We start from the raw sequence: 20,472 nt of genomic DNA, 5'->3' as shown, positions 1-20,472 counted from the left end.
TCACTACATACCTCCTGGAGGCATTCCACCGCCACCTGTAGGCATTCCTCCGCCTTCCATTCCTCCTCTGAAGTTTTGTTGATTTGTAGTGGTTGTAGTTGTTACTTCAGTAGGTACTACAACAACGTCACCTTCTTCAAGTCCACTCACTATTTCTACATAATCTGTATCATTTATTCCTATTTCAACTGTTACATATGTATATCCTTCTGGTGCACTTGTTGGAGCAAAGGATTTTATGCCATTGTTATTTTGATTGTTTGTTTTTGAATTTTGGGCTTGAGCTGCTGCTTGTGCTGCTGCTTTAGAACCATCTTTATCTTCTACTAGAACTCTATTGTTTCTATTAAGTGCTGATGATGGTATTCTCAATATATCTTGCTTTGATTCAATTACAATTTCTGCATTGACATTCATTCCTATCATTAAGTCACCAGTGTTATCCATTTCTACGGTTACAGGGTATGATGCTACGCCATCAGTGCTTGTTCCTATAGCACTAATGTTCTCAATTGTTCCTTCAAAGGATTTACCACTTAGGGAATCCGCTGTTACTGTAACTTTTTGACCAACTGCTATCTTTCCTATATCTAGTTCATCTACATCTAACTCAAAGGTTAGTTTTGACATATCTGCTATAACTGCCATGGTGGTACTTTTAGTATTAGTGTCTAAGGTATCTCCTGCTTTGGAGTTTTTTTGAACAACTGTACCTGATATAGGTGATGTAATATTGTAATCATCTAATTGATCGTATGTATTTTGCAAAGCAAGTTCAGAATCTTTTAGAGAAAGCTCACTTTGTTTAAGTGAAATTTCAGCACTTTTACTTTCTAAATTTACTATGATACTTCCATCACTAACTTTATCACCCGTTGTATGATTAAGGCTAATTACATCTCCAGATGTTTGTGCTGTAACTGTTTTTTGTTCCCAATAATCAAATGTTCCCGATGAGTTGCATGCCATGTTGTTTATTATTGCTGTTGCCTTATCTGCGTTTGTTATAGATCCTGGATTTTTAACTTTTATCTTTACTGTGGATACTGTAGCCCCAGAGTCTATTACTATTTCACCAGACGAAACATATTGAACAGTACCTGTCGATTCATAAAAAGAATTTTCAAGAGTTACCTGTGCCGTATCTCCAACATTTATATTTGAGGCATCGTTTGAATTGAATGGAATTTCTAACATCATATACTCATTATTTATAATATCCGCTATTTTAGTACCACTTTGTACATAATCACCATTTTTTACATAACATTCAGTTATGACCCCTGGTATGGGTGAAGCTACTAATAAGCCTGCATATGAATCTAAAATTTCACTATGAGATAATTGCTGCTTTTCTAAAGATACTTTTGCTTTTTCTATAGTATTTTCTATATCTTTTGTATCAATAACATAAAGCAAATCTCCTGCTTTAACTTCTTGCCCTTCTTCAAAATCTGACTGAAGTATTTCTCCTGTAGCTAATGATGTTATTTCATACATCTCGATTGGTTCAATTACACCCGAACCCTCTATTGATACAGTTATACCTCCTTTTGTTACTGTAGCAGTATTAAAATTTTCAATACTTTTACCTAAAAACAGTTTATTATACCCATAAATACTACCTCCTAGAACTACTACGCCTATAATTACAATTATTACTATTTTCTTTTTTGTTAGCTTAGGTAACTTTATTTTTTTAGGCTTCCATTTCTTCGATTTCTTTCCATTATCCATACAATCCTCCTAGTTTACTCTATTTGCACTTATTCCAAATAATAGAATTTATTTGTGTTGAAAATGTGTTAATTTAGTGTGTTGAAAATGATATATTCCCAGCCAAAATAGTTTATTTTTTATTTACTTACTACATAAAAAAAGAGTACAATATATTATTGCACCCATAGTTTAATTTCTATTTATGTCTTTTCGCTAATTCTTGTTTTATCTCATCTATTGTTACACCTTCACTTACCATTAACACTAAGGAGTGATATATTAAATCACTTAGTTCATATACAAGTTCTTCTTTATTTTTATTTTTCGCTCCTATTATTACTTCGCTTGTTTCTTCTCCAACTTTTTTTAATATTTTATCTAATCCTTTTTCAAATAAATAATTTGTATATGATTCTTCTACTGGATTTTCTTTTCTATTTATAATTTGATTGTACACTTTTTTTAATATTGCCTGATCTGTAACATTTTCTTCATATGCCTTATTATAAAAGCATGAATATGCTCCTGTATGACAAGCACATCCTATTTGCTCAACTTTCATTAGTACTGCATCTGCATCGCAGTCGTAATATAAACCTTTAAGCTTTTGAATATGTCCTGATGTTTCACCTTTTCTCCATAAACTTTGTCTACTGCGTGAAAAATAGCATGCCCTCTTTTCTTTTAATGTAATTTCTAATGATTCTTTGCTCATATATGCTACCATAAGAACTTCATTTGTTATATAATCCTGTGCTACTGCAACAACAAGTCCCTTTTCATCAAATTTAATTTGTTCTAAAAATTCTTTTAATTCTTTAATTTCCATAATTTTATCCTTTATATTTTATTTTTTATAATTCTCACTTTTATCTTTTGCAATAGTTCTCTCTATTGTTCTAATTTCTATTCCATTATTTTTTAAATATTTCTTTAAATCAACAATCTTTATTTCACCAAAGTGAAATACTGATGCCGCTAGTATACCATCAACATTTGCGTATTTCGCTGCTTCTAAGAAATGCTCATATGTACCAGCTCCTCCCGATGCTATTACAGGAACACGAACTGCATCGGTAATTTTTTTTAGGAGTTCAATATCATAGCCATTTTTCATACCATCTTCATCTATGCTATTTACTACTATTTCTCCTGCGCCAAGTTCCACGCCTTTTTTTGCCCACTCAATTGCATCTAAATCTGTTTTTTCTCTTCCACCCTTTACATAAACGCTCCATGAACCTAAATCATTTTTCTTAGCATCTATTGATAGTACAACACATTGGTTACCAAAACGCTCTGATGCTTCTTTAATTAATTTTGGATTTTTAACAGCAGATGAATTTATAGAAACTTTATCTGCACCACTTCTCAATATATATTTAAAATCATCAAGAGATGAAACCCCTCCTCCTACTGAAAATGGTATATTTATTTCTTGTGCAACTTTTTTTACAAATTCTAGTGATGTTTTTCTTTCTTCATTTGATGCTGTTATATCATAAAATACAAGTTCATCTGCACCTGACTCACTATAAAATTTACCTAAGCGAGCAGGGTCATCAACATCTTGTATGTCTTTAAAATTTTTACCCTTTACTACTCTACCATTTCTAACATCTAAACAAGGTATAATTCTTTTTGCTAACATAATTAATCCTTTCTTTTATTATTCATCGCTCTTAGTGCTTCATTAAAATCTAGTTTATTGTCATATAATGCCTTTCCTATTATTGCACCATACATTTTCATATTATTTAATTTTTCAATGTCTGAAATTGTTGTTACTCCACCTGAAGCTATTATATCTAGACCTATTTTTTGTGATAGTTCCTCATATACAGCAAAATTTGGACCATTTAACATACCGTCCTTTGATATGTCTGTATAAACAATTGTTTTTATTCCTATTTGCTCTAAAAATTTGCATATATCAACAGAATCTGTGTCTCCTACAGCCTGCCACCCTCTAACTGCTACTTTCCCTTTATATGCATCTATTGAAACTGCAATTTTCTCTTTATATATTTTAGTTAGTTTCTCTAATAATTCTTGGTTTTCTATAGCCATTGTTCCAACTATAACTCTATTAACACCAATATCTATAAGGTTTTTTATCCTTTCTTCACTCCTTATACCTCCACCAGTTTGCATTGGTATTTTAATTGAGTTTGCTATTTTTTCTATAGATTTTCTGTTTTGAAAACCTTCATTTTTTGCTCCATCTAAGTCTACTACATGTAGGTAACTTGCGCCGAGACTTTCCCACTTTTTAGCCATTTCTACTGGATCGTCTGAGTACACGTTCATATTATCAAATTTACCTTGTTTAAGTCTAACGCATTTATTATCTTTTATATCTATTGCAGGAAATAATATCATAATTTATCCTCTCATTTTTAAATTTATTTTTCTATAATTTCTTTATATGCCTTAAGTATATTAAGACCTGTTTCTCCACTTTTTTCAGGATGAAACTGAATTCCATAAACATTTTCGCTTCTAACTATCGCTGGAACATTTTTTTCATACTCTGCATATGCAACTAGCTCCGAATTATCCGAAACTGCATAATAGGAATGCACAAAGTACACAAATTCATCTTCTTTTATATACCTTAATATTGGGTCATCTTTTTTAAACTTTAAATTATTCCATCCCATATGAGGTATTTTAAGTTTAATATCCATATACTCTATATTTCCTTTAATAAGTCCTAAACCCTCATAATCTCCATATTCGAATCCTCTTTGATAAAGTAATTGCATGCCTAAACAAATACCAATTATATTTTTACCTTTTGCTACTTCATCTTTGATAGCATCTATTAACTCATACTCTTCAAGAGATTTTATTGCATCTCTAAACGCTCCTACTCCAGGTAATATCAACGATTTTGCATTTTTTAAATCTTCAATTTTATTGCTAATTTTAGTTTCCACATCTAACTTTTCAAATGCTCTTTGAACCGATGCTAAATTGCCCATTCCATAATCTATTATAACATGCATTTTATAAATTTCCTTTCGTTGATTGTAATGTAGAGGAAGTTATGCGGCTTGCACTTTTTAATGCCCTTCCAAATCCTTTAAATATCCCTTCAATTTTGTGATGATCATTTTCTCCATACAATAACTCAATATGTAATGTAGTCAAAGAATTATTTACAAATCCCTTAAAAAATTCCTTAAAATCCTCTGTAGAAATATCTTTAATCATTGCTCTATTAAAATCTAAGAGGTAAACGAGATATGGTCTGCCACTTATATCAACAACAACCCTAGCCAAAGCTTCATCCATGGGCAAAAGCATCGTCCCATAGCGATTTACCCCTTTTTTATCTCCTATTGCTTCTTTAAATGCTTGACCCAAAGTAATTCCTATATCTTCTGCTGTATGATGAGAATCTACTTCTAAATCACCTATGCATTTAATTTTTAGGTCAAATCCTCCATGAAATCCAAACAAGGTTAACATGTGATTTAAAAACCCAATGCCAGTATCTATTTCTGTTTTTCCACTTCCATCTAAATTTATCTCAACTTCTATACTTGTTTCATTTGTTATTCTTTTAATATTACTTTGTCTCATACAATCTCTCCACTTATTATATTTTTAATTTCAGTTAAGAGTATTTCATTTTCTTCTTTTGTACCAACTGTTATCCTATAATAAATATCACTATTATAATTAATTTTTCTAATTAATACTCCACAGATCATGAGTTTTTCGTATAAGTTATCCACAGGTGACTTGATAAATATAAAGTTAGAACCAGAATCATACACTGTAAAATTTAATTTCTTTAAATTATTCATTAATTCTTCTCTTAAAATAGCGACTTCTTTTGTATATAAATTTACAAGGTTGATATTTTCTAGAGATTTAACTGCTGCACATTGGGATAATATATTGATATTATATGGAACTTTTACCTTCCAAATCTGCCTTACTAAATCTTCATTTGCAATCATAGCTCCTACTCGTAAACCTGCTAAACCAAAAGCTTTTGATAATGTTCGCATAACTATTAATTGTTCATAATTGTTTATTAAATTAACTATTGAATTTTCACAAAAATCAACATAGGCTTCATCAATTATTATTATAGAATCTTTAACATTGTCCAACAGCTTTATTATATCTTGCTTAGCTGTAACATATCCCGTAGGATTATTTGGAGTGCAAAGAATAACTATTTTAGGATTTATCTCTAAAGATTTGTCAATAAGTTTGTCTATATTTTGAGAGAAGTCTTTTTCTGTTTCAACTCCCTCATATTCAGCTCCACACAAGTCACAATATGTTTGATACATGCTAAATGATGGTACAAAACTTGTTACTTTATCACCCTTTTCACAGTAAGCATTTATAACCATATTAATTAATTCGCTCGAACCATTTCCGGCTAAAATATTTTCAGGATTACAACCATAGTACAAAGCCATTTTTTCTCTTAATAATTTAGAGTCGCTATCAGGGTATAAATTTGGATTAAAATCTTCAATATTCAATCCACCTTGTAGTAAATAATTGCTTCCTTCATTTGCATCAAGTTTAACTTTGTATGGCACGTCATTTACAAAATATGCATTTAACTTTTCTACACTTGGTTTTAGTTTTATCATTTTTGGCCTCTTCCTAATAAAATTATTTTAAATTGATTTTTCTCTTATTCTAACTGCGTTTGCATGTCCTGTTAGTCCTTCATTTTCAGCAAATCTAATTATATCTTCTCTGTTTTCGTTCAATGCTTCTTTGCTATAATATATAATAGATGTTTTTTTAATGAAATCATCTACACATAGTGCTGATGAAAATTTAGCTGTAGAGCTTGTAGGAAGTGTGTGATTAGGTCCTGCAAAATAATCCCCCACAGGTTCTGGGCTATATTCTCCTAAAAAAATTGCACCTGCATTTTTTATTTCTTTATACATTTCAAAGCAATTCACTGTTAGAAGCTCTAAATGTTCAGGGGCTATTTCGTTGGCAATGTCTATACACTCTTTTATGCTATCTGTTACAATTATTGCACCGTGATTAGTAAGAGATTTTTCTATGATTTCTTTTCTTTCTAACAGATTTACCTGTCTCTCTAGTTCTTTTACAACTTTATCTACTAAACTTCTTGATTCTGTAACAAGAATAGATGCTGCCATCTCATCATGTTCTGCTTGTGAAATCATATCTGCAGCAATATATTTTGGATTTGCACATTCATCAGCTATTATGAGGATTTCACTCGGTCCTGCTATCATATCAATCCCAACAAAACCTGAAACTTTTCTTTTAGCTGCTGCTACGAATATATTACCTGGCCCAGTAATCTTATATACTTTAGGTATAGTTTCTGTTCCATAGGCGAGTGCTGCAACCCCTTGTGCCCCGCCAACTTTAAAAATTCTATCAACACCTGCTAATGATGCAGCAACAATTATTGAATCTTTAATTTTTCCATCATTTTGTGGAGGTGTTATCATATTTATTTCATTTACACCTGCTATTTTAGCTGGAATTGCATTCATAAGAACAGTTGAAGGATATGCGGCTTTCCCTCCTGGCACATAAATGCCGACCTTATCTATGGGATTTACCATTTGACCAAGTATTATATCCTTGCCTTCTGGTTTATATTTAAATCCTTTATTTACTTGTCTTTTGTGAAAATTATAAATATTTTCTTTTGATTTTTTTATAGTGTCTAACAGTTCTTTATCTATAGTATTAAATGCTTCCTCTATTTCTTCTTTTGTTACCTCTATGTTGTTTATGGAAACTTTATCAAACTCTAAGGTGTATTTTTTTACTGCACTATCTTTATTATTTCTTACATCTTCTATTATTTTATCCACTACTTCATAAACATCATTGTAGTCTTCTGCATTTCTTTTTTGAAGTTCTCTTAAAAATCCTATTTTATCAACATCATTAATTATTTTTATCATTTTTTTCGTCCTCCGCCCTTATTATTTCAATTGTTTCCTTAATTTTTTCCCTCTTAAACTTATAGCTTATTTTATTTGATATAATCATTGCATTTATATCATACATATCATCAAAAATTTCTAACCCATTTGCTTTTAATGTATTACCTGTTTCAACCAAATCCACTATCACATCTGATAACCCTAATATTGGAGCAAGCTCTATTGATCCATTAAGCTTTATAATTTTAATTTTTTGACCTTTCACACTAAAATATTTTTTTGCTATTTCAGGAAACTTAGTAGCCACATTTAATATAGTATCATCTTTGAATATTCTTTTTCCTTTTATTCCTGCAACGGACATTTTACATCTACCTATGTTCATTTTATAAAGTTCATATATATCTGCATTTTTTTCCATTACCATATCTTTGCCTGAAATTCCTATATCTGCTACTCCATTTTCTACATATGTTATTACATCTGAATTTTTAAGGAGCATGAACACTATGTCATTTTTTTTATCCTCAAATATAAGCTTTCTTGAATCTTCATCAATTGTTTCGCCTATTCCAGCAGATTTAAACATATCTATTGTCTGATTCCCAAGTCTTCCTTTTGGTATTGCAACTGTTAAACTCATATTGTCATTTCCTCCTCATAAATAGTTTTAATTAACTCATCTAATTCTATTGAAAAACCTATGGCTGGTATCTTGTATCCATATTGCTCTGTAAAAGAATCATATCTTCCACCTTTTATGATTACTTTATTTGAACCATCTATGTAACCTCTAAATATAATTCCATCATAATAGCTTAACTCAGAAACCATTGATAAATCATATATAATCTTGTGTGTATTACCATTTAAGCTTTTATCTAGGGTGCAAAGTTCATCTATTCCTTGTTGCATTAAATCATTAATATATAAACCTTTAAGGTTTTGTAATATTTCATCAAGACTGCCTTCCAAATCAAAAATATTTATTAGAGTACTCATTGGTTCTTTGTATGAAATCTTTGATAAATATTCTTTTAACTCCTGCTTATTCTTTGAATATAATAAATTCAAAATATTTTTATAATCATAATTGTTAAATGAACAAGCTTGCATTATACCCTTTAGAAATTTGCTGTTACCTATCTCAAATAAATATTGATTGCTGTATTTTTTCATAGTTTTTATAGCTATGCTTAATACACTTTCATCTGTATTATTATTTTTTTCTCCTATGAGTTCTACGCCCATTTGTCTGTTTTCTTTTATTCCTATTCCATTGTTTATGTATGTCTTACCGTAATAAAATATTTTGAGTGTAAGTCCTAACTCCCATCTTGGCATTAATTTATTAACTATTCCTGTTGTTATATCTGGTGATAGTATAAATATATTTCCACTGTTTTCTAAAAGTTTTACTGATGATTTTTTGTCCACTCTGAAGTTTATTCCTGTAAATTCATCGTAGTTTTCATATATTGATGGTTCTATGTTTCTATATCCCTCTTCACATAAAAATTGTTCTATTTCTCTTTTTAAAATAAACATTTTATGTGAAAATTTAACCTCGTCTTCTATTTTTAAAAAATCCATGTTTTCCTCCTATAATATTTCTTTTTTAATTAGACCTATCGCAGTTTCGCATCGCAAATTTATTTACTCTCTATCGTTCGCATAAATTTGGAGCTCATTGCAGTTGACCTACCAACCATTTTTCAGAAAAAAGACTCTGAAAAATGGGGTTAGGGCCTTACGCAGTCTCATTCTCCAATGTATTTGCTCCCTATGGTCGCATACATTGGGAATTCGTTGCGGTTGACCTACCAACCATTTTTCAGAAAAAAGACTCTGAAAAATGGGGTTAGGGCATACAATAAAAGCCATCTGACTTGTATATCAGATGGCTTATCTTAACGTTTATATTATTCACCACAGATACAAGTCTTTTAATTAAATGACTAAAAGAGCTTGCATCTGTGAACTTAAATCTTACTTAAAGTTCCCTAACAAACCCTGTTCTGTGATGATGATGTAATTGTACACATAATAATTTAATATCCATGTTACACCTCTCAAATTTTTACCATTGTACTACGATTGTTTTTATATGTCAATACTATTTTGAATTTTTTTATAAAAATATATTTTATGTATATGTATTTAAATTAGCTCAATTTAACTAAATATTTTTTTACCATCTTTACAGGATGATAAGATTTTTTTGCTTTTCTTAATCCAGAATTACCCGTATCTTCCTGTCTATTTACAAATTCCGTGTCTGAAAAGCACTCCATTAAAAATTTTCTATTTATAAAAGCATATACTCCCTTATATTCTAGTTCACCACGCTCCACATGTATTACGGCTAATTTATCATTAACTCTCTCACCAACTGTGAAACCTGCTAGTTTTTCATCAACATAAACAGCTATTGACTCAAGATTAAGATATTGCAATTCACCAAAAATATCTTTTATTGCATCTATCTCCATGCACATTTCTTTATCAATAGTTTTTAAAACTTCTTCATGCCATTTATGTAACAACTCTAAACAATCCTTAATGACACTTTCATTTGTTATAGCTTTTATTTCATAGTTGTATGTTTTTTCAAAAGTATTAACATGATTTTTCTTTCCATGATATTTTTTACCCCTTAATTCAATTAAATCTTCTGTTTTATATACATACTCAAAATCATCAACATCTTCTATAATTTCTATATTATAATCAGTATATTCCTTTAAATCGTTTATAAAGTCTTGATCAACATCACCAAAAAAATAATCTCTATCAGTGTAATCTTCATTTCTTTTTTTTAAAATTTCAATTAAATTTACAAGATTTTCTTTCTTATAATGAAGTGGTCTTGCATAAAATGTTCCTTTTCCCTCTTCATTTTTTTCTATTATAAGTGTATCATCTATTATTGCATACTTAACTCTATTTAATTTTCTCCACATATATAGTGATGAAAATAAGTATTCATATGATTCAATTGAATTCATATTAACAAACTCATTTATTATCTGTTTATCATCTAAAGTCAAACCCTTAAAATTAATTATTATAATCACTCCTCAATATTGTCAACGATATTATGTTGTATTTATTTGTTATATATTTCTAGTATAATCTACCCTATATAATATGTTTTAAACAAAAAAATTATTTATAAATATATTTAAGTATATGATAAATAGGAATTATTTTCAATATAATGTTTAATAAATTATGTCATTTTACTATTTATAGTTACTTGACAAATTAAAGTTACTGTGCTATATTAAATTAAAGTCTTATACTAGGAGGTAGACCTTGTTTAGTGGATTATCTATTGTTAATAATGTTAGCTTTGTTTTAGTATTTTTCGAAGGGGTTTTATCTTTTTTTTCGCCTTGTGTTATACCACTTATTCCTGTTTATATTAGTTATTTAGCAGGCAATGGTAAAATTATTAATGAAGATGGAACTATTTTTTACAAAAGAAAAAAAGTATTAACAAATACATTGTTTTTTATAGCTGGTATTTCAAGCACTTTTTTTATACTTGGACTTTCCTTTTCTGCTTTAGGAACATTTTTTATTAATAATAAAACATTATTTAGCCAAATTGGTGGAATAATAATTATAGTATTAGGACTTTCACAAGTAGGATTGTTAAAATTAAATTTTTTAAAAAATGAAAAAAAGTTTAATTTAGAATTAACAGATAAAATGAATCCAATTATAGCATTTATTATGGGCTTTACTTTTAGCTTTGCATGGACTCCATGTGTTGGCCCCGCTCTTTCATCAGTGCTAATTTTGGCATCAGGCGCGTCACATCCTCTTAAAGGCAATTTATTAGTACTTGTTTATGCTATTGGATTTGTCCTTCCTTTTTTAGCATTAGGCTTATTTACAACACAAACTTTAAATTTCTTTAAAGAAAATAGAAATTTGATGAAATATACAGTTAAAATAGGTGGAGCAATTTTAATCATAATAGGTATTTTAACATTTACAGGACAATTCAATGATTTAACTAAATTACTATCTTTTTAATTAAGTGTGATTTAGTATATTATCTTATAAAAATAAAATAATATTAGTATTATTAAATATGCATAGTCAAATAGTACTCAAGGAGCATTCAAATGAAAAATCAATATAATTTGCCATGTAATATTGCTCAAACATTAAACATCATAGGAGATAAATGGTCTCTACTTATTCTTCATCAAATGTTAATTGGTAATGAAACATATAAAGAAATTCAAGATGGACTAGAAGGAATACCAACAAACTTATTGTCTGAGAGACTTAAGACTATGGAAAATGATGAATTAATTAAAAGAGAGTTATACCAAACTCATCCACCTAGATATAAATATTCTTTAACTGAAAAGGGTTATGATCTGGAAGATGTTTTTAATAGTTTAATATTATGGGGAGAAAAATATTTAGATAAATGTTATAAAAAATTAGTTCACAACGAATGCAACCATAGTGTTGTACATCGTTATTACTGTTCTAATTGTAATAAAATTGTTGAAATTAACGAAATTTCTGTTCAAGAACCAAAAGAATGATAAATATATACTAATTTGAGGTGAAATATGAGTGATATAATTGATGTTGCAATAATAGGTGCTGGTCCAGCAGGCCTTTCCGCAGCTGTAAACACTTTAGCGAGAGGAAAAACACTACGTTTGTTTTCTAGCAGTGAAAATTATTTAGCAAAAGCTGAACGTATCGACAACCATTTAGGATTTTATAATATAAGTGGAAAAGAATTAATGAATCGTTTTGTTGAACATGTAAATACTATGAATGTCCATATAGAAAATGAAAAGGTTGTAAATATACTACCCTTCTATGATCATTTCATGGTCAATATCAATGGAGAAATTGTTGAAGCTAAAAAAGTAATTCTTGCTATGGGAATGTCAAAAGTTAAAGAAATACCTGGTGAATCTAAATTACTTGGAAACGGAGTAAGCTATTGTGCTACATGTGATGGAATGTTGTATAGAAATAAAACTGCTGTAGTTTGGGACCAAAGTAAAGATGCTACAAGAGAAGCTAATTTTCTAAATGAAATTGGTGTAAAAGTAATTTTTGTTTCTAAAAACGAACAACCTAAGGAACTAAATCCTAATATAGAATTTATATCTGGAACAATAGATGAAGTAAATGGCAATACAAAAGTTGAAAGTGTAATTATCGGAGATAAAATAATTAAAACTGATGCCGTTTTTATGTTAAGAGAAATTGTAGCACCAACAGCACTTATAGATGGTTTAGAATTAGATGGTGGATTTATTGCAGTTAATAGCTCCATGGAAACAAATATTGAAGGTGTTTATGCTGCTGGAGATTGTACAGGAAAGCCACTTCAAATTTCTAAAGCTGTAAGTGAAGGTCTTATCGCTGCACAAGATGCAGCTAAAAAAATAGATAAAATTAAATTAAAATAAAATATTTAAAAACTAAATAAGGAGATTTTTAAAATGAATATATTATATCCAAAAAATACAAAAGAATTTGATGATATTATTAAAAAGGATAAATTAGTTTTGGTTGATTTCTGGGCTACATGGTGCTCACCTTGCAGAATGCTTGCTCCTGTTATTGAAAAAATTGCAGAACAATATGAGGGAAAAATAACTGTATTAAAAGTTGATGTTGATGACCAACAAGAACTTGCAATACGCTATGGAATTCAAAGCATACCAACAGTAACTTTATTTAAAGATGGTAATGTTGCAGCAAAGGAAATTGGAGTAAAACCACTTAATTCTTTTACTAGCATGATTGAGGCTAACATAGCTTAATATATAATAATATGTTATATATCATATAAATTTAAAACCGCCTGACTACTTTAGGCGGTTTTCATTATTAAAATTATATTCATGTTTAAGTAATCCATACAAAAACATATCGTATCTTTGATTATTTCTTAGAACAAAATCCCTAAATACACCTTCTCTTTTAAAACCAGCTCTTTCATATAATTTTATTGCAGAAGTATTAAATTCTAAAACATTTAATTGAATTCTATAGAAATCCATATCATTAAATCCATAATCTAATAATATTTTCAGAGATTCATTTCCATAACCTTTACCTCTTAATTCTTTATCTCCTATACCTATAAAAAGAGTTGCCACTTTATTTGATTTAACCATATCATCAAACCCTGCTATACCAATAATTTTATTATCTGATTTCAATCTTATTGCAAATACTACTGATTCATCTTTTGTTTCATAATCATTAAAAGTTTGATTAACCTCATCTTTGCTTTGTGGTACAGGAGGTACATAATCATAATATTTTAAAAAGTTTGTATCTGAAAACCATTGATATAAATAATGCATATCTTCCTTTTCTATAATAGAAAAATATATTTTTTTAGCATTAATCATTATAACTTCCTCCCATTTTATTTTCTAATCATTATTTATCACTTAAATAAAATTGCGTATTACTATAATTATTAAAATAGTTGTTATTCCTGAAACTGCTATTGCTAATCCACTTGCTGCTCCAATTTCTTCTCCCATTTCAACTGCTTTAGAAGTTCCTATAGCATGTGACGATGTACCTATACCTAATCCCTTTGCCACATCATTTTTTATTTTACCATACTTTATTACAAAAGGTGCAAATCCAGCTCCAAGTATTCCTGTTATTGCAACTGCAATTATAGTTATAGATTCACTTCCACCAAGAATTTTTGTAGCTTCTACAGCCATTGGAGTTGTAATAGATTTTGAAAACAATGATAACATTATTGAATATTTAATATTAAACATTTTACATAAAAGAACAACTGTTATAAAGGTAGTTACTATTCCAGCAAAAATACCGCCCATAATAGGTATGAAATTCTTCATTAAAGCCTGTCTGTTTTTATAAAGTGGTATAGCCAATACAACTACTAATGGACCTAGTAAGCTTGTTATTGCTCTGCCACCCTTATTATATGTAGGATATGGAATTTTAAATAAAATTAGTAATAAAATAATAAAACATGATGATACTAAAACTGGGTTTAGTATCGGTGATTTTATATTAAGGTACAATTTATTAAAAGACATATATATAATTATTGTTGCTACAATGAAAAACAAAGCTGAAAATATTTCATTAATCATAATTTTGTTCCTTTCTAAAAAAAATAATTAATAAATCCGTAACCTTACATGATACAAACATTACAGATATGCATGAAATTACTAATATGATTAACAACTGTAGAAAATTATCTTGAATTAATTCAAACGAATCCATAATCCCTACTACTAATGGAACAAAAAAAAGCCCCATATACTTTAATAAAAAATTTCCTGTATCCACAATCATAGATAATTTTACAATGTTTGTGCACAAAAAAATAAATAATATCATCATCCCTATCAAACTACCTGGAATAATTATAATAGGTGAAATAATTTTACTTATATAATTTCCTATGATATATATTACATAGATTATTGCTATTTGCAACAGTATCTTGATGATTTTTTGCATTTCATGCCCTCCTTACTACAAATTGCTATAATGATTATACCTTATTCTCTATAAAAAACATAGTAACTTTTTAATAATTTTACTCAATAAAATTTAATAAATTGGTATATCAAATACTATATACTTTATAACATTTTTTTGATAATATTAAATTTTTAATAAATATAAATTATTATAAGTTATATATTCCTAATGAAGTTATAGTTATTTAAATACCACCACTTTCAAAATTAGAAAATGTTGAGTCATTTTTCTAAACAGTTAAAAGAATTTTATTTAAGTAAAAATTCTTATGTAAATATCCTAACTAATTGGTTTAAATAGGACTAAATGTATATTAAATAAGAGTAAATAGGTCGAATACTTTTCTAATAAATAATATTAATTAGAATATGTGTTTTAAAATCTTATTTATTAGTTTATAATAATACCAAATTCTTCTTTTATATTTTTTTTACAAAATTGGAACGATATTTGCAAAGTATACTTGAGAAGAAATATTTATAATATATATAATCTGCTTTACATTCAATATTTTAAAGGAGGTAACTATTATGGGTTTACCAAGTAAAAGTGGCTTAAATTTATATGAAAAGTATAAAAAAGGTAAAAAAAATCTAATTACAGATGTAAAAGGTGTGAAAATTGGAAACATAACTTTACAAAAAGAAAATATTAATACAGGTGTTACTGTTATTTTTCCTCATGAAGGTAATATTTTTCAAGACAAAGTAATGGCAGCCACTTATATTTTAAATGGTTTTGGGAAAAGTATAGGACTATTACAAATAGAGGAATTAGGTACAATTGAAACTCCAATTATCATGACCAATACTCTTAGTGTTGGAACAGCAGCTACAGCTTTAACAAAATATATGCTAGAACAAAACAAAGATATAGGTGTTACAACTGGAACAGTAAATTGTCTGGTTACAGAATGCAATGATAGTAGGTTAAATGATATTCGAGGTCTTCACGTAACAGAAGAAGATGTGCTTAAAGCTTTAAATTCCCCTTTGGAAGATTTTGAAGAAGGTGCTGTAGGTAGCGGAACTGGAATGTGTTGCCTTGGTGTAAAAGGAGGTATAGGCTCTTCCTCAAGACTTATTGATGTTGATGGAAAAGAATTTACTATTGGCGCTTTGGTAATGTCAAATTTCGGTTCTTCCGGAAATTTGATAATTGGTTGTAACCATATAGGAAAAAAAATAAAAGAAATTCAAGACGAAGACAAAGATCAAGGGTCTATAATTATAATTATTGGCACAGATATACCTCTTTCTGAAAGACAATTAAAAAGGGTAGCTAAACGGTCTGCCATATCCCTTGGAAGAACAGGCTCCTATATGGGAAATGGTAGTGGAGATATTGCTATAGCATTTACTACTACAAATCGTGTTCCTCACTATAGTGATAAAGATATTATTGAAACAAAGATGTTCTTTGACGATAACATAGACAAGGTTTTTGAAGCTTCAGTAGAGGCAGTTGAAGAAGCTATTATAAGCTCACTTTATCACGCCAAAACCACAGTTGGATATTTGAATAAAAAGGTCAAAGGATTAAGAGACTATTTATAGTATACATTCATAAAATGAATCCATATAACTAAAAGCAAGAGTGTAAACCTCTTGCTTTTATATCTATACATTAATATATTTAATAAATCTTATTTAACATTTTTGAAATTACCATCTGCATCAGTAACCACATCACCAAGATAGAATCCACCTGTAGGCGTATGTACAATTCCTTTTATCTCAGATCTCCAACAACGATATCCGTTGTTATCTATAAGAGGAATAATTGTACAATAATCAAATAGTTTTTTCTGAATAGCAGTAATCTGCTCAGTTATTTCATCATAATCAACTGTTTTTCTGGCTTTAGCTACCATCTCATTGTATTTTTCAGGATCCGGATTAGTACATTCCACATTTCTATTACAAAAATTATCAACTAATAAGAACGGTTCTGACCAACCTAACCCTAAATAACCCATTTGGAAGTTACCATCAACTACATCTTGATTTACATATGACCAGTTTTGTGTTTTTATTTGCATGTCGATTCCAACTGCCTTAAGATCAATTTGAAGAGATTGTGCAACCTTCTTTGCTGTTTCCGAGTCTCTGCAATTAAATTCAAATACAAAATTACTTCCATCTTTATCTATAAATCCATCATTATTTGTATCTTTCCATCCAGCATCAGCTAATAATTGCTTTGACTTATCCGTATCATATCCATAATTAGATTTATAGTAATCAACTGCTTTATCTGAATAGTTTAAACATTTTTTTAAAACTAAGCTATATGCAGGCGTTTCAAATTCACTTAAATACTTCGCTAAATTATCTCTGCTGATAGCATGAATAATTGCTTTACGAATGTTAATGTCCTGGAAAAGAGAATCAGTCATATTGAGTTCTACGTAATTAACTTCTGCACCATAAGCTTCAAATATATCAATATTATCTGCAGCTTTTAACTCGTCGTAGTATTCTGAAGGTACTGTTGAAAGAACATCATAGTCACCATTTTTAACACCTTGAGCAAATGTAAAATCCTCTCCAGTGAACACTACTTTTAAAGTTTTTACAGGAGAAGATCCTTGATTTTTCAACATAGGGTTGTTTGTTTTATATCCTTCATTAGCTTTCAAAATTGCAAATGCTCCTGGCTGATATTCATCAAGATAGTATGCACCATATGGATGGCAACCCCAAAGTTTATCGTCAGCAGACATATTATCAATTTCATCTTTATCAATTAAACCTACAAAACAACTTTGAAAATTATACTGCATATCTGCTTGATATTCGCTTAAATTAACAATGACATTACGTCCATCAACTTCCATTGACTCAATAGCTCTATAACCATCTGCATATGGACTTACTTCTAAACCATATTCAACACTTGCAATGAAATCCTCAGGTTCAACTTGTTCACCTGTGGAATACTTCATTCCTTCGGGAAAAGTAAGTGTCCATGTAAGACCATCTTCGCTCCATTGAGAATCTGAAGCAATTCCTGGAAGAACCGCTCCTGTTTCCGGATCTTTTTCAAGAATAGGATCTGCTAACAGACATTGCATGTCATTCCAAGAAGATACTTGGAAAAGATCTACACCTTCCCAAGCAGAGTCCTGAATTATCAATGTTTGTCCCTCTGCCAATTCATTAGAAACCTTACTTCCATCACTACAGCCAGTAAAACTCAAGAGAGAAAGTACTAAAGCAACAATTAAAATAAGTGTAATTATCTTATTTTTTTTCATTTTATTCCTCCTATAATTTTAATTTATAATATATGAATAGTTTATCTATTCAGTATATTCTAAGAATTTTTTCCAAATAACTCATATTTAAAGCAAGTTACTTGATGTCCATTAGAAAGTATTATATTTTGAGGTTGTTCATTCTGACAACGTTCTGTATAATAAGGACATCTTGGATGGAAGTGACATCCTGTTGGCAAATTAATTAAACTTCCAGGATCTCCCTGCATTAAATACTTTTCTTTATCCCTATCATGAGGATTAAGTATTGGAGATGCTGCCATCAAACCTTCTGTATATGGATGCTTCGGATTTTCTATTATTTCCTTTGTAGGACCAAATTCCACAAGCTTGCCTAAATACATTACTGCTACTCTATCGCTTATATATCTTATTACATTCAAGTCATGGGTAATAACAAGATATGTCAGACCAAGACTCTCTTGTAAATCAAGGAGCAAATTTAGTATTTGTGCCTGTACTGAAATATCAAGGGCAGACGTAGGCTCATCTAATATCATTACTTTAGGGTCAAGTACCAATGCTCGTGCAATGGCAATACGTTGCAATTGACCTCCCGATAATTGATGTGGATAGCTATTGAGATATCTTGAATCCATTTTAACTAGTTCCAAAGAATCTATTGCTTTTTGCTTTGCTATTTTTTTTGATATTCCATGTAGTATCATTGGTCTCATAATTGAATTCATAACTGTGTCACGAGGATTCAAATTTGATGCTGGATCTTGAAAAACAACCGCAACTTCAGTACGAAATTTTTTCATTTCCTTGCTAGTAGCCTTTGATAAATTTACTCCATTAAACACAACATGGCTATCTGTAGGCTTTGTAAGATTTAGAAGTACTCTTGCCAAAGTAGTTTTTCCACTTCCTGATTCTCCTACCAAACCAACAATTTCTCCCTTATTGATGGTAAGAGTAACACCATCTACTGCTTTCACATATGCCTTTTTATTTTTTATTCCTATATTTATTTTAAAATATTTTTTTAGATTGTTTAGTTCAATTACTGCTTCGCTCATTATTACTCACCTCCCTTTTCTAAATGACAATTAAAGAAATGCGATTCTGTAACTATTCTTCTTTCTGTATCTTTTATTTTACAAATATCCATTACATATGGACATCTATTTTCAAATCTACAACCAGGTTTGTTCTCAGTCAATCTTGGAACGCTACCATTTATGGTCTGTAAACGCCCTTCTGATTTTGCTTTTCTTGGTAGCGATTTCATAAGTAATTTAGTATAAGGATGTTTAGGATTGTCAAATATATCAAACACTGTTCCTTGCTCCACCACTTCTCCTGCATACATTACTGCAACTTTATCAGCAACCTCTGCGACCAAACCAAAATTGTGAGTAATCAACATAACTGCCGTATTATATTCATCTCTAAGTGTTTTTATTATATTTAAAATTTGTGCTTCAATGGTAACATCAAGTGCTGTAGTAGGTTCATCTGCAATTAGTAATTGTGGTGTTCTAGAAAGCATCATGGCTATCATTACACGCTGTCTCATTCCTCCCGATAATTCATGTGGAAAGCTTTTTGCACGTTTCTCTGCGTCAGGCATTTTAACATCATTATATAAATTTATAACTCTATTCCACGCTTCTTGTTTTGAAACATTGTCAAGCATTATTCCCTCTGCTACCTGAAACCCAGTAGTATACACAGGATTAAGGGAATCGAGAGGATTTTGAAAAATCATTCCTATTTCTCTTCCACGGATGCTCTCAAGCTGTTTATCCGTATATTCATGTAGATCTTCTCCATTAAAAAATATATTTCCTTTTATTATTTCGTTATGTTCAGGTAAAAGACGTAAAATAGAATGGGCAATTGTGGATTTTCCACATCCAGATTCTCCTACAATAGCAAATATTTCCCCTTTATTTATAGAAAAAGAAACTTTTTTCACTGCAGACAAATATCCTTCTTTAACCTTATAATCAACATATAATTTATTTAACTTTAATAATTCTTCGCTCATAT

The 20,472-nt window shown here is 29.7% G+C and carries 22 protein-coding genes; 5 read left to right on the top strand and 17 right to left on the bottom strand.

The features are described from left to right. Positions 1 to 3: 3 nt before the first annotated feature. The 11 genes from J2Z76_RS10815 to J2Z76_RS10765 form a co-directional block, all read right to left on the bottom strand. Positions 4 to 1,737 (bottom strand): efflux RND transporter periplasmic adaptor subunit, encoded by a 1,734-nt coding sequence (locus tag J2Z76_RS10815; RefSeq protein ID WP_209512069.1) that lies wholly within the window; start codon positions 1,735 to 1,737, stop codon positions 4 to 6. Between the two features lie 178 nt (positions 1,738 to 1,915). Then, positions 1,916 to 2,548, bottom strand: coding sequence for a bifunctional phosphoribosyl-AMP cyclohydrolase/phosphoribosyl-ATP diphosphatase HisIE (hisIE, locus tag J2Z76_RS10810; RefSeq protein WP_209512068.1), 633 nt, complete (start codon positions 2,546 to 2,548; stop codon positions 1,916 to 1,918). Between the two features lie 18 nt (positions 2,549 to 2,566). Beyond that, positions 2,567 to 3,370 carry an imidazole glycerol phosphate synthase subunit HisF gene (hisF, locus tag J2Z76_RS10805; protein ID WP_209512067.1) on the bottom strand — a complete coding sequence of 268 codons (804 nt, stop codon included), beginning with the start codon at positions 3,368 to 3,370 and terminating at the stop codon, positions 2,567 to 2,569. A gap of 2 nt (positions 3,371 to 3,372) precedes the next feature. After that, positions 3,373 to 4,101, bottom strand: a complete 729-nt coding sequence (gene hisA / locus J2Z76_RS10800) for a 1-(5-phosphoribosyl)-5-[(5-phosphoribosylamino)methylideneamino]imidazole-4-carboxamide isomerase (protein WP_209512066.1) — start codon at positions 4,099 to 4,101, stop codon at positions 3,373 to 3,375. 23 nt (positions 4,102 to 4,124) lie between these two features. Then, positions 4,125 to 4,730, bottom strand: a complete 606-nt coding sequence (gene hisH / locus J2Z76_RS10795) for an imidazole glycerol phosphate synthase subunit HisH (protein ID WP_209512065.1) — start codon at positions 4,728 to 4,730, stop codon at positions 4,125 to 4,127. A gap of 1 nt (position 4,731) precedes the next feature. Further along, positions 4,732 to 5,310 carry an imidazoleglycerol-phosphate dehydratase HisB gene (hisB, locus tag J2Z76_RS10790; RefSeq protein WP_209512064.1) on the bottom strand — a complete coding sequence of 193 codons (579 nt, stop codon included), beginning with the start codon at positions 5,308 to 5,310 and terminating at the stop codon, positions 4,732 to 4,734. After that, entirely contained in the window at positions 5,307 to 6,347 is a 1,041-nt protein-coding gene (gene hisC, locus J2Z76_RS10785) for a histidinol-phosphate transaminase (protein ID WP_209512063.1), read from the bottom strand. Before hisC ends, hisB begins: the two co-directional genes overlap by 4 nt. Positions 6,348 to 6,374: 27 nt before the next feature. Then, entirely contained in the window at positions 6,375 to 7,664 is a 1,290-nt protein-coding gene (gene hisD / locus J2Z76_RS10780) for a histidinol dehydrogenase (RefSeq protein WP_209512062.1), read from the bottom strand. Continuing rightward, on the bottom strand, positions 7,648 to 8,289 hold the full coding sequence (hisG, locus tag J2Z76_RS10775; protein WP_209512061.1) for an ATP phosphoribosyltransferase: 642 nt from the start codon (positions 8,287 to 8,289) through the stop codon (positions 7,648 to 7,650). The genes hisD and hisG overlap by 17 nt, the downstream gene beginning before the upstream one ends. After that, positions 8,286 to 9,239, bottom strand: a complete 954-nt coding sequence (locus J2Z76_RS10770) for an ATP phosphoribosyltransferase regulatory subunit (RefSeq protein WP_209512060.1) — start codon at positions 9,237 to 9,239, stop codon at positions 8,286 to 8,288. Before J2Z76_RS10770 ends, hisG begins: the two co-directional genes overlap by 4 nt. Before the next feature lie 572 nt (positions 9,240 to 9,811). Further along, complete coding sequence (locus J2Z76_RS10765) at positions 9,812 to 10,723, bottom strand: DUF2156 domain-containing protein (protein ID WP_209512059.1); 912 nt, start codon at positions 10,721 to 10,723, stop codon at positions 9,812 to 9,814. A gap of 241 nt (positions 10,724 to 10,964) precedes the next feature. Here J2Z76_RS10765 and J2Z76_RS10760 point away from each other — a divergent pair, with 241 nt between their 5' ends. The 4 genes from J2Z76_RS10760 to trxA all read left to right on the top strand — a co-directional run bounded on the left by J2Z76_RS10760 (position 10,965) and on the right by trxA (position 13,465). Continuing rightward, positions 10,965 to 11,693 (top strand): cytochrome c biogenesis CcdA family protein, encoded by a 729-nt coding sequence (locus tag J2Z76_RS10760; RefSeq protein WP_209512058.1) that lies wholly within the window; start codon positions 10,965 to 10,967, stop codon positions 11,691 to 11,693. Positions 11,694 to 11,785: 92 nt separating this feature from the next. After that, positions 11,786 to 12,220, top strand: a complete 435-nt coding sequence (locus tag J2Z76_RS10755) for a winged helix-turn-helix transcriptional regulator (protein WP_209512057.1) — start codon at positions 11,786 to 11,788, stop codon at positions 12,218 to 12,220. Between the two features lie 27 nt (positions 12,221 to 12,247). Further along, positions 12,248 to 13,108: an NAD(P)/FAD-dependent oxidoreductase gene (locus J2Z76_RS10750; RefSeq protein ID WP_245210421.1), complete on the top strand. Its 861-nt coding sequence runs from the start codon at positions 12,248 to 12,250 to the stop codon at positions 13,106 to 13,108. 33 nt (positions 13,109 to 13,141) lie between these two features. Beyond that, a complete protein-coding gene (trxA, locus tag J2Z76_RS10745) occupies positions 13,142 to 13,465 on the top strand; it encodes a thioredoxin (RefSeq protein WP_209512056.1) in 324 nt (107 codons plus the stop codon). Positions 13,466 to 13,510: 45 nt separating this feature from the next. Here trxA and J2Z76_RS10740 read toward each other — a convergent pair whose 3' ends face one another. The 3 genes from J2Z76_RS10740 to J2Z76_RS10730 are packed head-to-tail and all read right to left on the bottom strand — an operon-like array spanning position 13,511 to position 15,170. Next, complete coding sequence (locus J2Z76_RS10740) at positions 13,511 to 14,062, bottom strand: GNAT family N-acetyltransferase (RefSeq protein WP_209512055.1); 552 nt, start codon at positions 14,060 to 14,062, stop codon at positions 13,511 to 13,513. Positions 14,063 to 14,104: 42 nt separating this feature from the next. Then, entirely contained in the window at positions 14,105 to 14,794 is a 690-nt protein-coding gene (locus tag J2Z76_RS10735; RefSeq protein WP_209512054.1) for an LrgB family protein, read from the bottom strand. Beyond that, on the bottom strand, positions 14,787 to 15,170 hold the full coding sequence (locus J2Z76_RS10730; protein ID WP_209512053.1) for a CidA/LrgA family protein: 384 nt from the start codon (positions 15,168 to 15,170) through the stop codon (positions 14,787 to 14,789). The genes J2Z76_RS10735 and J2Z76_RS10730 overlap by 8 nt, the downstream gene beginning before the upstream one ends. A gap of 554 nt (positions 15,171 to 15,724) precedes the next feature. Between J2Z76_RS10730 and J2Z76_RS10725 the strand changes: the two genes are divergently transcribed. Next, a complete protein-coding gene (locus tag J2Z76_RS10725; protein WP_209512052.1) occupies positions 15,725 to 16,750 on the top strand; it encodes a DmpA family aminopeptidase in 1,026 nt (341 codons plus the stop codon). A gap of 89 nt (positions 16,751 to 16,839) precedes the next feature. Here J2Z76_RS10725 and J2Z76_RS10720 read toward each other — a convergent pair whose 3' ends face one another. Genes J2Z76_RS10720 through J2Z76_RS10710 form a run of 3 tightly spaced genes read right to left on the bottom strand, consistent with a single transcriptional unit; the run spans position 16,840 to position 20,470 of the window. After that, positions 16,840 to 18,453, bottom strand: coding sequence for an ABC transporter substrate-binding protein (locus J2Z76_RS10720; protein WP_209512051.1), 1,614 nt, complete (start codon positions 18,451 to 18,453; stop codon positions 16,840 to 16,842). A gap of 59 nt (positions 18,454 to 18,512) precedes the next feature. Beyond that, entirely contained in the window at positions 18,513 to 19,496 is a 984-nt protein-coding gene (locus J2Z76_RS10715; RefSeq protein WP_209512050.1) for an ABC transporter ATP-binding protein, read from the bottom strand. Between the two features lie 2 nt (positions 19,497 to 19,498). Continuing rightward, entirely contained in the window at positions 19,499 to 20,470 is a 972-nt protein-coding gene (locus J2Z76_RS10710) for an ABC transporter ATP-binding protein (RefSeq protein WP_209512049.1), read from the bottom strand. Positions 20,471 to 20,472 lie beyond the last annotated feature (2 nt).

It is taken from the genome of Sedimentibacter acidaminivorans (genome assembly GCF_017873955.1).
Lineage (GTDB): Bacteria > Bacillota > Clostridia > Tissierellales > Sedimentibacteraceae > Sedimentibacter > Sedimentibacter acidaminivorans.
This window is presented reverse-complemented; position numbering and strand designations above follow the sequence as displayed.

Excerpts from the sequence above, each read along its gene's own strand:
- J2Z76_RS10815 (WP_209512069.1), bottom strand. The coding sequence starts at position 1,737 with ATGGATAATGGAAAGAAATCGAAGAAATGGAAGCCTAAAAAAATAAAG.
- hisIE (WP_209512068.1), bottom strand. The coding sequence starts at position 2,548 with ATGGAAATTAAAGAATTAAAAGAATTTTTAGAACAAATTAAATTTGAT.
- hisF (WP_209512067.1), bottom strand. The coding sequence starts at position 3,370 with ATGTTAGCAAAAAGAATTATACCTTGTTTAGATGTTAGAAATGGTAGA.
- hisA (WP_209512066.1), bottom strand. The coding sequence starts at position 4,101 with ATGATATTATTTCCTGCAATAGATATAAAAGATAATAAATGCGTTAGA.
- hisH (WP_209512065.1), bottom strand. The coding sequence starts at position 4,730 with ATGCATGTTATAATAGATTATGGAATGGGCAATTTAGCATCGGTTCAA.
- hisB (WP_209512064.1), bottom strand. The coding sequence starts at position 5,310 with ATGAGACAAAGTAATATTAAAAGAATAACAAATGAAACAAGTATAGAA.
- hisC (WP_209512063.1), bottom strand. The coding sequence starts at position 6,347 with ATGATAAAACTAAAACCAAGTGTAGAAAAGTTAAATGCATATTTTGTA.
- hisD (WP_209512062.1), bottom strand. The coding sequence starts at position 7,664 with ATGATAAAAATAATTAATGATGTTGATAAAATAGGATTTTTAAGAGAA.
- hisG (WP_209512061.1), bottom strand. The coding sequence starts at position 8,289 with ATGAGTTTAACAGTTGCAATACCAAAAGGAAGACTTGGGAATCAGACA.
- J2Z76_RS10770 (WP_209512060.1), bottom strand. The coding sequence starts at position 9,239 with ATGGATTTTTTAAAAATAGAAGACGAGGTTAAATTTTCACATAAAATG.
- J2Z76_RS10755 (WP_209512057.1), top strand. The coding sequence starts at position 11,786 with ATGAAAAATCAATATAATTTGCCATGTAATATTGCTCAAACATTAAAC.
- J2Z76_RS10750 (WP_245210421.1), top strand. The coding sequence starts at position 12,248 with ATGAGTGATATAATTGATGTTGCAATAATAGGTGCTGGTCCAGCAGGC.
- trxA (WP_209512056.1), top strand. The coding sequence starts at position 13,142 with ATGAATATATTATATCCAAAAAATACAAAAGAATTTGATGATATTATT.
- J2Z76_RS10740 (WP_209512055.1), bottom strand. The coding sequence starts at position 14,062 with ATGATTAATGCTAAAAAAATATATTTTTCTATTATAGAAAAGGAAGAT.
- J2Z76_RS10735 (WP_209512054.1), bottom strand. The coding sequence starts at position 14,794 with ATGATTAATGAAATATTTTCAGCTTTGTTTTTCATTGTAGCAACAATA.
- J2Z76_RS10730 (WP_209512053.1), bottom strand. The coding sequence starts at position 15,170 with ATGCAAAAAATCATCAAGATACTGTTGCAAATAGCAATAATCTATGTA.
- J2Z76_RS10725 (WP_209512052.1), top strand. The coding sequence starts at position 15,725 with ATGGGTTTACCAAGTAAAAGTGGCTTAAATTTATATGAAAAGTATAAA.
- J2Z76_RS10720 (WP_209512051.1), bottom strand. The coding sequence starts at position 18,453 with ATGAAAAAAAATAAGATAATTACACTTATTTTAATTGTTGCTTTAGTA.
- J2Z76_RS10715 (WP_209512050.1), bottom strand. The coding sequence starts at position 19,496 with ATGAGCGAAGCAGTAATTGAACTAAACAATCTAAAAAAATATTTTAAA.
- J2Z76_RS10710 (WP_209512049.1), bottom strand. The coding sequence starts at position 20,470 with ATGAGCGAAGAATTATTAAAGTTAAATAAATTATATGTTGATTATAAG.